We start from the raw sequence: 15,027 nt of genomic DNA, 5'->3' as shown, positions 1-15,027 counted from the left end.
TATAAAAACAAAAAAGCTGTGTCTTATCTAAATCCCCCAAAGGATTTTACAGATAAAGACACAGCTTTATTTTTATGTAATTGTATTAATTTTAACAGTGAATCAAAGATTCAACAGTCGGTTATTAGAACTGAGCTTCGATAGCGGATTTCAATTCTTCTTTTGGCACATAACCGATTTTACGGTCTACTACTTTGCCGTCTTTAATGATTGCAAATGTAGGCAATACTTCGATATTGAACTGTTGAGCCAATGCAACAACTTCGTCAGTATTTACTTTACCGAATTGTACTTTATCACCAAGTTCGCCGGCCAATTCTTCGAAAATAGGCATCATGCGTACGCAATAACCGCACCATGGAGCCCAGAAGTCTACGATTGCCACGCCTTCGTGTTTCAAAATTGTGCTTTCAAAATTTTCTACTGTTAATTCTGCGATGTTTGCCATGTTAAATGACCTCCTAATAACGTCGCGGTTTCAATACCGCTTTAAATTAAATCGTATGCTGCCCATATCATTATAAACGGATATGAGTATATTTACTAATATTTATATGGAATAAAAATCATGTTTCAGATTTTATTCGTCAATTTATGGGATTTGTACAAGCACGCAGTCCTGAATCACATCGATTCCCAAGGATTGTGCTTTCTCAACAACAGCCGGTTTGTCAGCACCCGGTTGTAACCAAACTACCGGAATACCTAATGCTTTACATTCGTCCAGCGTTGCCAAGCCTACCTTCTCAGGTACTACAAAATCCACGATTTCCGGAACTTCCGGTAAATCGGATAGAGAAGCAAAGCAGGGAGAACCATCGATCCCTCTTACATTCGGATTCACCGCATATACAGTGTAACCGCGTTTACGAAGATGCATAAAGATTTTGTAACCGAACTTTTCGGTGCGATTTGTGGCGCCTACTACGGCCCAAACTTTCTTTTTAATTGCTTCATCAAGATTCATAGATTCACCTCAACTCTCTTCCTATATTATATCTCAATATCGAAATTTGTCAATTTGATTTGATGCAATTTTAGCGATAAATTATCAAAATTAATTGCTAACAACTGATTGACCGTCAATCCCGTCTGTAAATCGATTTGTCCTGGCTTAACAAAGCCCGCCTGCAAGGCCAGTCTGCCTATAATCATAGAAGCACTGTAGCCGCTTTCACGCAATTCTTTAATGGTAATACTGCGCTGACGCTTCGATAAACGATAGCCTTCCTCATCTACAATTAAAGGCACATGACCATATTGTGGCGGCTGTGCGCCCAACAGTTCATAAATCCACAACTGATGCGCTACGGCCGGCAACAGATCGTAACCGCGGATTATCTCCGTTATGCCCATGGCAATATCGTCGTAAACCACCGCCAAGTTATAGGCGAACATATTATCCGCCCGCCTTACCACAAAGTCATCCACTTCAGGCTGTAGCATCACGTCATGCTCACCTTGCCAAATATCTGTAAAATGATAATTTCTTGATTCCGCCTTCAACCGCCAGGACGGCGTCTTCTCCATGGCCTGCCGTTCCGCTTCTGTCAAATGGCGGCACTTGCCGTCGTAATAAGCAATGCCGTCCTGCCCATGAGGCGCAGAACTTATGCTGTGAAGACGGGCCCGATTGCAGTAGCAAGGATATATTTTATCTGCCTTACGCCATTCTTCAAGCTGCGCTTCATATAAATCGTAGCGTTCACTTTGCCAATAGGGTCCGTCCGGTCCGCCCACTCGAGGACCTTCATCCCACTCAATACCGAGCCACTCCAAGTCATCCAGCTGCGCTTCGCCTAAACTCCGCTTCGACCGCTGCGTATCAATATCTTCCATACGCACCACATAACGGCCACCTTGTTGTTTAATATGCAAGTAACTTAATAACGCTACCCAAATATTACCCAGATGAAGTTGCCCCGTAGGACTGGGCGCGAACCGCCCTTTCTTTGTAGCCGTTGTAATATTGCTCGTTGCTATATGGCTCGCCGCAGTATTACTCGTCTCAATATTATCCATCACTGCATTACCGGTTGCTATATCTTTTTTCGCTGTATCGCACGATGCTGTATTACTCACTGATTTATTAAACCCGCCCTCATAGATCACTGTGCCAACTGCTCCCATCGTTCGTAAAGGCCGGCCAAAGCTTCATTGGTTTCTTCCATAGCTTTCGACGTTTCCGCCAGCAAGTCCGCATCAGCAATTACTTCAGGATTCTGCAACTGGACTTCATACATCTTTATCGTCGCTTCCAAACGGGCAATTTCAGTTTCCACCTTTTGCAGTTCTTTCGCCTGCATAAAGGAGTTGCCGGGACGTGCCGCATTGTTGCGTGCCGCACCGGTACCTGAGGAACTCGATTCCTTGTCTTCCCCTGCTGCGCCAACTTGCTCATTGTTACCCGAAGAAGCTGCACCGGTGTCGACTCCTGCAGTTCCTGCCGTACTTGATGCTCCTGCGTTGCTCTTTGTTTGCGCCTGCGCTTTTTCCGCTTCCGCTAAGGCTGCCAAGGCCGCCTGTTCTCGGATTTTATCCTTGTAGTACGAATAATTCCCCTGATAAGAAGTAATGCCGTCTTCACCAAGCACCAAAGTTCGTTTTGCCACCTTGTCCAAGAAGTAACGGTCATGGGATACGACCAAAATCGTGCCTGTATAATGCATGAGCGCTTCTTCCACCACTTCGCGTGTCGGAATGTCCAAATGGTTTGTCGGTTCGTCAAGAATGAGGAAGTTATCGCCCTGTAAAAACAGTTTCAGCAAGCTCAGTCGTGCCCGTTCACCGCCCGATAATTCCTTAACCAGCTTAAACACATCGTCGCCGCGGAACAGGAACATGCCCAGCACATTGCGGGACTTTTCTTCACTGAAGTTGAACTCGCTCATCACTTCTTCCACAACAGACCATTCAGGATGAAGCTTTTCATGCTCCTGAGAGAAGTAGCCGATAGATACACGGCTGCCCAAATCGATAAAGCCGGCTTCCGGATTCAATTCACCTACAATGGATTTTAAAATAGTAGACTTCCCGGCGCCGTTCGGTCCGATAAGCGCTACCGCTTCGCCGCGGCGCACCATGAAAGAAATATCTTCTACAATATCCCGATTGCCATACGACAAGTACAACTCTTCCACCGTAAGTACTTTATCGGCACTGAGTTGCGCTTTCGGAAACGTAAACTTCAACTGTTCCGAAGTCTCCGGCGCTTCAATGCGTTCCAATCGGTCCAGTTGAGACTGACGGCCTCGCGCCATCTTCGACTTAATACCCGCCCGGTACTTATCAATATATTCTTCCGTTTTGCGAATATGCTCCTGCTGTTTTTCATAGGCAGTCTGTTGCGCTTTTCGCTGTGCTTCGCGCTGCTCCACATAACGGCTGTAATTGCCGCGATAGGCAGTGGCGCTGTGATGATCCATTTCCACAATGCGAGTTGTCACACGGTCAAGAAAATAACGGTCATGGCTGATAATTAATATACCGCCGCCGTAAGAGGTAAGATAATTTTCCAACCATTCCAACATGTCCATATCCAAATGGTTTGTCGGTTCGTCTAAAAATAAAAAGGTAGGACGACGCACCAAGGCTTTCGCTAAATTAATGCGCGTTTTCTGACCGCCGGAAAATTCCGATACGGATTTCGCCAGATCTTCATCGGAAAATCCGAGACCGTAAGCGATGCGGCGTGTCTGCATTTCATAGTCGTAACCGCCCAGCCATTCAAGACGGTCCTGTACCGATGCCAACCGCTTTAACAAACTTTCGTCTTGCGGATTCTGTTCCAATTGCGCGCTCACAGCGGCCAATTCCTGCTCCCAGTGCTGCACGTCCGCAAAAGCCTTCTGAATTTCCACATTCAAGCTGTCGTCGCCCAAATTTATATCCTGTTGTAAATAGCCAATCGTGGTGGCACTGTCCTTCACCACCTGGCCCTCATCTGCTTCCTCAAGGCCCAAAATACATTTCATCAACGTCGACTTGCCTGCCCCGTTAGGACCTACAAGACCGACCCGTTCGCCACGCTTCAATTCAAACGATACATTCGTAAAAATCGTGCGAACCCCAAATGATTTTGACAGGCCGATAATACGGATTCGTTCCATTCACCAATTCCTCCGTTCCATATGTATACAGCTTATTATAACATAGACAGGACCTGTTTGACCTTGAATATTCACATATCCGTCTCGCTTTCAATAATATCCGCCTTCACGAAAATATACAGCTCCACTGAATCCTTCGTCTTCCGCGCATGCTGAAATAATTTACCTAACAATGGAATATCTCCGAGAAACGGGATTTTCGAAGACTGTTTCCCGGCCCGATTATCCATGAGGCCGCCAATAACCAGCACATCTCCCTTATTGAGATGAACTCGCGTTTCCGCCTGCCGTGTCGTAATCCGATATGCCTTCAGTTCAGATACCATGACCGGATTACTTACTTCTGCATAAATCTGTGCATCCACACTGCCGTCGGCACTGATGCTGGGCGTGCACGTAAGTCGGATACCCGCCTCTTCATAGCGAACCGTAGTCCAGCTTTCATTCCCTTCCCTGGTTTCCACCAATACAGGAATGCGGTCACCGATTAAAATTTTAGCTTCCTGGCCATTTACAGCCGTAATGGATGGGCGAGCAATCAATACGCTCTTCCCATCGCTTTCTTCCGCTTTCAGTTCAGGCTTTACAAAGAACGAATACGGCTCGCCTGAAGGGGCTTTGCCGAAACGAATACTGCCATAGGAACCGGTTTCATCCTCGCCGTGACCTGTAAAACTCTTCCATGACCACTGAATACCCGTTTCCCTCATAAAGGAGTTTTCCATGGCCACAATGGCCGCTTCAATGCGAACCTGACGAGGCACGACGTCCAATTCACCTATAACAGTTTTAATTTGTCGAAGCTCCGCAGCAGTTCCATATACGAGTACCTGATTGGAATCGGCCAGGACCTTTACATATTTATCTCCCACAATCGTTTTCAGCGCCTGCTCCAATGCGATCGCCTTCATATGTGTGGGCGTAAACAAAACAGCCTGGCGAGACTCCTTGCTGTCCATACCGCTGCCGTCTACCACCCATACACCCTCATCTTCCGTAAGAGAGAAATTTTTTAACTTTGCCAGTTGCTGTAATGCTTCTAAGGCTGTTTCATTTTCGATAGTCACACTTACCGTACCGGACAATGACTCCGCCCCCATAAGAGACAGCCCTTCACTGCGTGCAATGGACTGAACCAAAGTACTTAAACTTCCGTTCGTGACCGTCATATTTAAGCCGTAAACTAAATTGCTAACCCCTGCTGAGCCCAGCCATCCAACAATGAGCATTAACAGCCCCCACCATTTAACACATCCCATATAACACTCCCATAAACCTACTTTATTTAAAACACACTAGACTTAAATCTCCAAAAAATTATTTCACTGTATATAAAGCCTCCGCTCCACGCCGTTGTAAACGACTAGAACGCTTCCGGAATCAATAGACTTCACATAGAGATCCCCATTGCCTTCTCCCTCGGCATAAGCGCCGTCTCCATTAGAAGTTTGTATGAGTGCCAATGTAGTATGACCCTGCACAATTCCCATCAGCACAATATCTCCCGATGATCTTGAGTTACCTCCTATATATCCTTCATTCCCTGTGTGATTCTGCCTGCTACGTTTTTGATTATTACTTTGCTTATTACTTTGATTATTGCTTTGAATATAATTACTCCGATTATTATGCTGCTTGTTGTTTTCATTATTGTAGTTTTCATTGTTATTACTTTCAGTATTACCTCTTCGATACTTACGGCTTTGATTACCACTCCCTTGAGTACTGTTTGTTTGAGTCCCATTCCTTTGGCTGCTACTCTTTTGTTTATCCAAAGTATCCACACTCCCGTCGACCACAAGATGTATAAAAAACGGATCTTCAAAAGGCAAAGGGCGCAGGCTTTTATTTAAAGAGTAAATCTGCCGTCCCCGGAGCGACGATTCGTCATCCAGATTCATAGAACTAGTAGTATTCGTAGAATTAGAAGAGCTAGTAGAATTACCGGAATTAGTAACATTGGCACTAAACGTATTCTGTCCTGATTCATCCCTAGAGGATTGCAGTCGCTTTTTCCTCACCTCATCCAAATTCTTTCGTCCTTCAGACTTCAATACTTCCTCAGTTTCCGATGATCCGCCGGCCATTGTCTTTCCCTCAAACGTTGGCGCTACATAAGTTCTATAAAGTCCATATACTAAAACAAGGCAAAATAAAAAGACCGCCCCGTACAAGAGGCGGCCTTTCTTATATAAAAAAGTGCGCATATCTTGTAGGGTCAGTCTTTTCATATTCGTAATCCTTTCACAATCTATTACAAATAGAGTATGTAAGTTTCTTATTTTGCTGCTTTATATCCGTCAGGATGACCTTGATGCCAGTTCCATGCATCGCCGATAACTTGTTTCACATCGCTGTGTGTCGGTTTCCAGCCCAATACAGTCTGTGCTTTTTGAGAGGAAGCAATCAATATACCCGGGTCACCGGCACGGCGTTCGCCATATTTTACAGCAAAGTCTACATTAGTTACTTCTTTAGTGGTATCCACAATGGATTGAACACTGAAGCCATTGCCTGTACCTAAATTAAACACATTGGAGTCTCCACCGTTTTTCAAGTATTCCATACTCAAAACATGAGCGGATGCCAAATCAGTTACATGGATATAATCGCGTACGCAAGTGCCGTCTTCTGTATCGTAGTCGGTACCGAAAATCGTAATCGCATCACGTTTACCCAAAGCTGCTTCCAAAATAATAGGAATCAAATGTGTTTCCGGTGTATGGTCTTCGCCGATTTCACCGCTTTGGTCCGCACCGGCTGCGTTGAAGTAACGCAATGCCACATAGCGCATGCCGTAAATACGGCTATAATCGCTAAGCATCTGCTCAATCATCAACTTTGTGCGACCATATACATTTGTAGGATTCAATGCGGCTGTTTCCACGATAGGAACTTCTTTCGGTTCACCGTATACAGCAGCTGTTGAGGAGAATACAAAATATTTTACGCCCCCGTTGCGAGCCGATTCAATGAGTCGATACGAGCCGACCACATTATTTTCATAGTAAATGGACGGATTGACCATGGATTCACCAACTTGTGAATGTGCGGCAAAATGCATAATCCCTTCAATGTTGTGTTTTTTAATCACATCAACTACGCCGGGATCGGCAATATCCATTTCAATGAATTCCACGCCGGCCGGTAATGATTCTACATGACCGCGTGATAAATTATCCAATACGATCGGCGTATGCCCTGCTTTGCATAAGGCACGCACCGTATGACTTCCAATATAACCTGCTCCTCCGGTAACTAAAATATTCATTATCAAGGTCTCCTTAGTTAGTATGTGCAACCGGTCTTTCAATGAACCGGTTTAATGTGCAACAAAATAGTTAAGTTTATATTGTCTTGCTGATTTGTATACTTGCTGATTTGTATATAAATTTTATTTTTTATGTGCCGCTAACTTAGGCCCCAATAACTTTTTATACACTTCTACACCCGGCTGGTTGAATGCATCTACTTCAGCCAATTGGCCTTCGTAGAAAATTGCCCAGCATTGCATGAACATGAATGCACCTAAATTATACGCATCCGCTTTAGGTAATTCGATGGTCAAGTTAAAACGATTATCCCCTGTAAGTGCTTCGCTGTTTGCTTCCAAAGCAGTATTCAAGATAGTGCCTAAATCAAGACCGCTGAACGCTTCCAAGGTAGGAATATCGCTGTAAGTATGAGGAACTTCCAATGTAGTGCCCCATTCATTTACTTTTACGAAGGTTACCACTTTATTGAGGCGCCCTTCCTGATGTTCCTGAGTCTGCGCATGCATGTCAGTTGTACCTACGGCAACTACCGGCGTACGACCGTAACGACCGGATTTATCGTCTTTTTCTTTACCCAAAGATTCAGCCAATAACTGTACATACCATTCAGCCAAAGATTTTAAGGAATCGCCGTAAGGCATCATCACTTCGATAATACGGCCGTATTTTTCAGAGGCGATGTATTTTAAAATGGCGCTTAACAAAGCAGGGTTTTTCATCATGTCTTCGCTCTTGCAGGCTTCGTCCATTTCTTTAGCACCGGCCAAGAACTGACGAATGTCGAAGCCCACAACAGCACCTACTACAAGACCTACTTCTGTAAATACGGAGAAACGTCCACCTACTCCGTCCGGAACTGCAAAAATCGGCCAGCCCTGAGACACGGCTAATTTATGAAGTAACGTTTCTTTTTCGTCGGAACGAGGATCTGTTACAGCTACCACTTCTACACCGATACCGGCTTTTAACATAGCTTCCTGAGCAACCATGAAGTTGGACATTGGCTCAATAGTGGAACCGGATTTGGAAAAAACGATGAGCATTACTTTGAATGGGCCGCCCTTGCGTTCCGCATTGATTTTCAACATTTCAATCAATTCGGCAGTGCGCTTAGGATCTACGTTATTGCCACTGAAGTACAACTGTGGATAGCCACCGCGTTCTTCGCGAGTTTTTTGATTCCAGAATTCGCCGCAATGTACGTCGAATAATACTTTGCCGCCCAAATAGGAACCGCCGATACCGAAGCTTACTACCGCATCAATATCAGCTTTTGCATGAGCACCCAATTCTTCCAAGCGTTTCATTACCGCTTCGGAATTCAAGTGATCATCTTCAATATATGGCAATTGAGGGAATAAAACTAATTCCGGAGTGCCGTCCTTAGATAAATGACCTTCTACAACGCCGTTAACACGAACTTGAGCCGCCGCTTTCACAGCTTTTTCGATATGAGCCTTTTCACTTTGCACGTCAGCTTCTGTAACGGCCCAATCACTTAATACATTTGTATAGTCAAATGTAAGTCCTGAAGGTAAAACAATCTTCCCCATAAGATCCTCCTTTAATGTAATACTTACTTGTATATAATCTCAAAAATAGAATCTAAATAACTATACCGATGACATGTCTGTCATGCCCTACATATTATTGTACCTTTACAATGAGCCGTATGCAATAGACAGTATTTTGATTTATTATGCAATATAAATATTAATCCCTTTGTTTTTGCCCTTTACATTCTCAGTGATATTGTATCTTTTTTTCCGGTTATTTTTTTGTGCCCGCCTTGGCCAATTGGTCCGCCCGTTCATTATACGTAACGCCTGTATGCGCCGCCACCTTATGAAAATGCACCTTCATATAGGGACGGTATTCCTTGAAAAATTGCGCATAAGACTGCGTCAACGGATTGTTCGTCTTCCAGCGACCGGTGGCCCACATTTCGATGCCCATGTAATCATAATAGAGATGAACCGTTTCAGCACCGACGCGCTTCGCTTCTTTCATAACATGCATGGCCCCCAGCAACTCGCCGGCCACATTCCAATAGGTCGTGTAAAATGGATCGGCCGTGCCAAAGGAAAACTCCCACGTGTTGTTTTCATAGAAAATAACGCCGCCGCTCCCCACTTTGCCGTTGTGCTTATCGAAGCTGCCGTCAATATAAGCAACTAGACCATCCACATTTCCGGAAGCACCGGAAGTCTCGAATGAGCCCGGAACACCTGAAGCGTTAGATGTACTTTGTGTTCCCTTATTGTTTCCCCCGCTCACAGCTCCACTAAAATAATCAGCTAAGGAGCCTCTAGTCTCGCCTGTGGAAGCTTTGGAACCTGCTTTAGATGGTGAACCTGATGTAGACTGTGAACCGGAGTTAGCAGTGGTTGAAGTGCTGGCGTCACCCATAAATGCTTTCGCCTCATCTAATGTGGGAAAGGATTTATAAACAGCGCCGCTAAATCCTTTGACCTGTGCTTCACAGGACGCCCACGTTTCATAGATGCCCGGCTTACGTCCCTGCTGCACAGCATAATATTTCTTTGCCATTAATTATTCCTTTCCTGCGTCACGAGCGCCCATTGTGAGAGGCTCAAACTTAGCCTGGACCACAGACTGAAGATCCTGCGGATTTACTTTTACCTGTTTACCAATCATACCGGCACTGACATACACATGGTCGAACTGTTCCATCGTGTTATCAAAATAGGTAGGGAACAGTTTTTTCATGCCGATAGGGGAACAACCGCCGCGCACATAGCCTGTAAGGCCCAACAAATCTTTTACATGGATTAACTCCACCGACTTATTACCGCTCACGCGGGCCGCCTGCTTCAAATCAAGCTCCTCTGCTACAGGGATACAGAACACCACAGGACCGGTCACATTGCCCTTACCCACCAATGTTTTAAATACCTGCTCTTCCGGCAAATGCATTTCTTCCGCCACATGAAGGCCTGCATTGCGGCCTACCTGTGCCACCTGCCCCTGTGTTTCCACTTCATAGGTCAGCACTTCATAGTCCACCTTATGTGTGTCCAACATGCGCATAGCATTCGTTTTTTTATGATCCTTCTTACTCATTACAATACCTTCTTTTTTTATTCTCTATTTTTATTCGTTGTTCTTTGATCTTTATTCTTTAATTTCAGCTACTTTTACTTGTTCAAAATCTTGCTGATATTCTTCAGTTCAATCCGCAAGGTGCCGTCCGGATTGGTAACAATTTCAATAAAATCGCTGTTCTTCATATATTCAACAGGGAAGCTGATTTCAATGCCCGTGTCAGTTTTAATCTTATGCTTTTCTCCCACTTTGGCGGCAAATTCGCGATTAACCGGCAGCGGACGGAGCATGTCCTGTTCGGCTAATTCTTTTTTAGCCGCTTCCTGTTGCACCGGATTTGTGGCAAATACGGTTTCCACAATAATTTCCGGATCAATCGTATCAGACACTTCCGCATTCTTCGAAATGAGCTGACGCACTTCTACCAATTCCGCCACGCCGTCACCTTCATGCGCTTTTGCCACTTTATCTACAATGCGGCGCACCTTGTTTACCGTATCGCGGGATGACGGATTCGTACCGATTTGCAATACCTTATCCGCTAAGATATACGTAATTTCTCCGTCGTATTCACCTTTCGGCTCAAATACGGATACAGCAAAACTTTCCGGATTAATCGCTAAAAAGGCTCTCAACTTCTGGCTTGGCATAGGCAAGACAGCCCGATTCGACACAAGCTTCGTAGCCAATTCACCATCTTCCCCACTTACAGTACCGTGAGTATATCCGTCGTGAGCCTGACAGATAAGCACACATAAATACGTATTATGCCCCTTCGCTTCACACACGATGGCATCCATAATGGAAGGTTCCGTGGCCTGCTTCATAAAGTTGAAAATAGACTCACCCATTTTCTTGCCGAATTCCACCATATTCATGTCGCCGTTCGCGTAAGCACTCACCATATGCCCCACAGGACTTGACGGATTCAGATGCCCCTGACGAAGGCCCGGGTCCTTTATCGCTTTTTCCACATGGGCGCTAATATATTCCTGTATAGTCGCTTCCCCTAAATCCAGTTCACCTTCGGAAAACACAGCCAAGGATGAATGAAAATCAAATATTTGCAATACTGCCTTATTAACTTGCATGAATACGCCTTTCTCCACAGCTTAAAGCTGCATAACTTACTACGTATAACTTAAATATGTAACATACGCACAACTTAATATAACTCAATGCGCATAATTTATATAATTAACACGTTCAACTTGAATATATTTATATTTTAATGATTCAGAATTTGAAAAAAGCCTTGCCCCGCGTTTAAAACGTCGGAACAAGGCCTCTCCATTGTTAATACGATCTACTTAACCCTGAACGTAAGGGCCGAACATACCGGCAAAGAGGTAAGAACCTTTCTTGCCAAGTATTGCTGCACATAGAGATGAAACTGCCCCTAAAGCAATCATAATCAGTGCATTACCCGCATCAACACCATAGGTCCAGGCCATATAGGCTTGAGCCAGCGTGATGATGAAGTAAACTACGCTTAAATAAATTTTGAACTTCAATGTAGGTGCTGAAGTTGTTTTATAGCGCAACTTGCCTCCTACATAACCGGAGATGGCGCCAACTAAGCATAATAATGGCATTACAAGAGCTACCAACATAGTGAAGTCAAATAAGCGGTAAGATAAGCTGTAAGGCACTAATAGAGCCAATAAAGGCAAACCGAAAGTAAGTGCAGAGCCGGTAATCGGGAAATGCACTGCGATTGGATGTAAATGTAAATCCAAAAGTTTTTTGCGTGTAGGATTTAAACGTCGTGGAGTATATTCGGCCCATACAGTTTTAGGAAAACCGCATGCCGGACATGGCTGATCAGCCTTATCTGCAGTTTCAATATACCCACATACACGGCAAATAATGTACTTGATCGTTTTTTCGTTGTTCGCTTCCACAATACTCTCCTATAATTAACAACTTGGTACAACAATGTATAGCTACAACTTTGAACATATAAAATGCTATACTTCATATATTTATTTTATCATACTTTACCGTCATAAATCTATGATAAAAATTTGAGAAAAACCATTACTGTCTCTATAGAATTTCACAAAAAATTAAAATATTTTTCAAGAGTTATCAATTATTTTTTATTTCTTTATAAAATAATTGTACGTCTTTTCCAAGCCGTCGCGCAACTCTGTTTTTGGCGAATAGGCCAGGTCTTTATGCACTTTCTGAATACTTAACAAAGAGTGTTTAATGTCCCCTGCCCGTTCCGCTTCGTAATTAACAGTAAAAGATTTACCTACAATATCTTTAAAATGACCAATCAGTTCATTTAACGACGTACTTTTTTCTGTACTTACATTGTAGATGCCGGTAACTTCCGGTTTTTCCAATGCCAACAGGTTCGCTTCCACCACATCATCAACGTAAACAAAGTCGCGGGTCTGTTCACCGTCACCGAAAATAGCCAAGTCCTGGCCCTTTTGTAAATGCTCACAGTAGATGCTGATTACGCCGCCTTCACCGCCATGACCCTGGCGCGGACCATATACGTTGGCGTAACGGAAACAAATGTAAGGCAAGTTAAAATTCTTTGCGTATAATTCCAAATAACTTTCAGTCGTCAATTTAGTGAGTCCATAAAAAGAGCTCGGTTTGCCGGCCATGGTTTCATCCAAAGGCAAGCTGTCCAAATCGCCGTAAACAGCGGCGGACGAAGGCATGATAATCTTCTTCACGCCGTTCTGTACACAGCTGTTAAGCACATTAATAAGTCCCATGAGATTTACATCACAATCAAGTGCAGGATCTTTCATAGATACAGGCACCATGGTCTGAGCAGCCTCATGAAATACATAGTCCGGCTTAAATTCCGCCCATACTTTAGTCAACTCACTGCTGCGAATATCCATGTTCAAAAATTGAGCTTTTTCATTCACATTAGACAGTGAACCTGTGCTTAAGTTATCAATAACCTGCACCGTATGTCCCTGTTCAATTAATCGGTCTACTAAATGGGAACCTATAAAACCGGCTCCACCGGTAACACTTATTTTCATTGCTCTACCCCGAATCTTTTCATAGAATCTTCTAATAGAATTTTTTTGAATAATTTAACGCCTTGTCACTGAACATTAGTTTAACGCTTTGTCGCTCTTTTTGACAGCAATATAAATTAGCCCCAACACAAAGCCGATAGCGGACGGTACAATCCAGCCCATGCCTAAGTCAAAGAAAGGCAATGCCTTATACAAGCCCAATAATTGTTGAACGGCCTCTGTTTTTCCTAAGGCCTCCGGTAATGTGTTCAATGCATCGCCGATAGCCGCCACCAATGCGAACATGGTCGTAATAAAATACACAGCCTGACGTTCTTTGAAAAGAGGCGCCAAGAAGGTAAGTAAAATGATCGTAATTGTAAGCGGATATAAGAGCATCAAAATCGGAATGGCCAAGGTAATAATCTGAGTTAAACCTACGTTGCCGATTAAGAACGAAATAATGCCGAATGCATACACATACTTTTTGTAGCTGATGGAATTAGGGAATAATTCAACGAAGGTTTCACCGCACGCACAAAGCAAACCTACGGCTGTTTTTAAACAAGCCAAGGTAACGATGATAGCCAACAAAATAGCCCCTACGGAACCGAAGTAATAGTTTGCTGTTTCCGCCAAAGCGATACCGCCGTTAGCAGATAAGGTCAATACGCCCAGGCTGCTGGCACCTACATAGGCGAGGAAACCGTAAATAACAACCATGAGGATAACTACAACAATACCGGATTTAACCATGCCTACAGCCAAGTCTTTCGGTTCAGTAACCCCCACATTCTGCATCGCTTTAACAACGACGATACCGAAGGCTAAGGCTGCCAAGGCGTCCATCGTATTATAACCTTCTGTAAAACCTTTAAAGAAAGCCATCGTCTGATAGTCACCGCTTACAGGTGCTGTACTGATGGAACCCATTGGGGAAATCAAAGCCGTTACCAATAAAATGGCCAGGAAAATGAGGAATAAAGGATTCAAAATTTTACCAATATACACCATCAATTTGCCCGGATTCATAGCCAGGAACAAGCCTACGGCAAAGAACACAAAGGTAAAGGCGGCTAAACTGGCAGTCTGTGCATCAGCTCCAATATAAGGCGCCAGGCCGATCTGATACGATACAGTAGCTGTACGAGGCAAGGCAAACGCAGGTCCGATTGTTAAATATAATAAAATAGTAAATAATTTCGCATAAGTCGGATGTACGCGCGATGCCAAATCAAATAAGCCGGAGCTTCGGGAAATACCGATAGCTACAACCCCTAAAAATGGAAGCCCGATTGCGGTCAGCAAGAAACCGACAGTTGCAACCCAGACGGAAGCCCCCGCTTCCTGCCCCATGTGTACCGGGAAGATTAAATTCCCCGCACCGAAAAACATACCGAATAACATAGATCCGATAACAATACTTGAACTGAATGACAATTTCCCATTCATAAGCATCCCTCCAAATTCTCTTTTCCCTTCTTACATTCAACAACAATCCGATTCCTGCAAGCATAGAAGCGCTCAAGATTCGCCTGCAAAGTGCGTTACATTTATACCCGCCCTGTGCAAATGAAT

Annotated in this window: 14 protein-coding genes; all 14 read right to left on the bottom strand. The window is 44.1% G+C overall.

Annotated elements, in window-relative coordinates:
- Window positions 1-124 precede the first annotated feature (124 nt).
- A complete protein-coding gene (gene trxA, locus KHZ77_RS06200; RefSeq protein ID WP_295196786.1) occupies window positions 125-448 on the bottom strand; it encodes a thioredoxin in 324 nt (107 codons plus the stop codon).
- 144 nt (window positions 449-592) lie between these two features.
- A complete protein-coding gene (locus KHZ77_RS06195; protein WP_295196784.1) occupies window positions 593-967 on the bottom strand; it encodes a CoA-binding protein in 375 nt (124 codons plus the stop codon).
- Window positions 968-993: 26 nt separating this feature from the next.
- Window positions 994-2,130: a tRNA glutamyl-Q(34) synthetase GluQRS gene (gluQRS, locus tag KHZ77_RS06190; RefSeq protein WP_295196782.1), complete on the bottom strand. Its 1,137-nt coding sequence runs from the start codon at window positions 2,128-2,130 to the stop codon at window positions 994-996.
- Window positions 2,109-4,109 (bottom strand): ABC-F family ATP-binding cassette domain-containing protein, encoded by a 2,001-nt coding sequence (locus KHZ77_RS06185; protein WP_295196779.1) that lies wholly within the window; start codon window positions 4,107-4,109, stop codon window positions 2,109-2,111. The genes gluQRS and KHZ77_RS06185 overlap by 22 nt, the downstream gene beginning before the upstream one ends.
- Before the next feature lie 71 nt (window positions 4,110-4,180).
- The gene (locus tag KHZ77_RS06180; RefSeq protein WP_295196776.1) at window positions 4,181-5,368 is read right to left on the bottom strand and encodes a secretin N-terminal domain-containing protein; all 1,188 of its coding nucleotides are present in this window, start codon (window positions 5,366-5,368) and stop codon (window positions 4,181-4,183) included.
- Window positions 5,369-5,431: 63 nt separating this feature from the next.
- A complete protein-coding gene (locus KHZ77_RS06175; RefSeq protein WP_295196773.1) occupies window positions 5,432-6,340 on the bottom strand; it encodes a hypothetical protein in 909 nt (302 codons plus the stop codon).
- 47 nt (window positions 6,341-6,387) lie between these two features.
- Window positions 6,388-7,380, bottom strand: a complete 993-nt coding sequence (gene galE / locus KHZ77_RS06170) for a UDP-glucose 4-epimerase GalE (protein ID WP_295196771.1) — start codon at window positions 7,378-7,380, stop codon at window positions 6,388-6,390.
- Window positions 7,381-7,503: 123 nt separating this feature from the next.
- On the bottom strand, window positions 7,504-8,937 hold the full coding sequence (locus KHZ77_RS06165; RefSeq protein ID WP_295196769.1) for a glucose-6-phosphate isomerase: 1,434 nt from the start codon (window positions 8,935-8,937) through the stop codon (window positions 7,504-7,506).
- A gap of 217 nt (window positions 8,938-9,154) precedes the next feature.
- Window positions 9,155-9,934, bottom strand: coding sequence for a viroplasmin family protein (locus KHZ77_RS06160; RefSeq protein ID WP_295196766.1), 780 nt, complete (start codon window positions 9,932-9,934; stop codon window positions 9,155-9,157).
- Window positions 9,935-9,937: 3 nt separating this feature from the next.
- Window positions 9,938-10,468, bottom strand: a complete 531-nt coding sequence (ybaK, locus tag KHZ77_RS06155; protein WP_295196763.1) for a Cys-tRNA(Pro) deacylase — start codon at window positions 10,466-10,468, stop codon at window positions 9,938-9,940.
- Between the two features lie 74 nt (window positions 10,469-10,542).
- On the bottom strand, window positions 10,543-11,541 hold the full coding sequence (locus tag KHZ77_RS06150) for a nucleoid-associated protein (RefSeq protein WP_295196761.1): 999 nt from the start codon (window positions 11,539-11,541) through the stop codon (window positions 10,543-10,545).
- Between the two features lie 219 nt (window positions 11,542-11,760).
- Window positions 11,761-12,354, bottom strand: coding sequence for a rubredoxin-like domain-containing protein (locus tag KHZ77_RS06145; protein WP_295196758.1), 594 nt, complete (start codon window positions 12,352-12,354; stop codon window positions 11,761-11,763).
- Between the two features lie 198 nt (window positions 12,355-12,552).
- A complete protein-coding gene (locus KHZ77_RS06140; RefSeq protein ID WP_295196755.1) occupies window positions 12,553-13,470 on the bottom strand; it encodes an NAD-dependent epimerase/dehydratase family protein in 918 nt (305 codons plus the stop codon).
- A 75-nt stretch (window positions 13,471-13,545) separates the two neighbouring features.
- Window positions 13,546-14,901: a branched-chain amino acid transport system II carrier protein gene (gene brnQ, locus KHZ77_RS06135; RefSeq protein WP_295196752.1), complete on the bottom strand. Its 1,356-nt coding sequence runs from the start codon at window positions 14,899-14,901 to the stop codon at window positions 13,546-13,548.
- Window positions 14,902-15,027: the final 126 nt, after the last annotated feature.

It is taken from the genome of Veillonella sp., from assembly GCF_018364065.1.
Classification (GTDB): Bacteria; Bacillota; Negativicutes; order Veillonellales; family Veillonellaceae; genus Veillonella_A.
The sequence above is the reverse complement of the archived record's forward strand: the minus strand, read 5'-3'. Positions and strand labels throughout refer to the sequence as shown.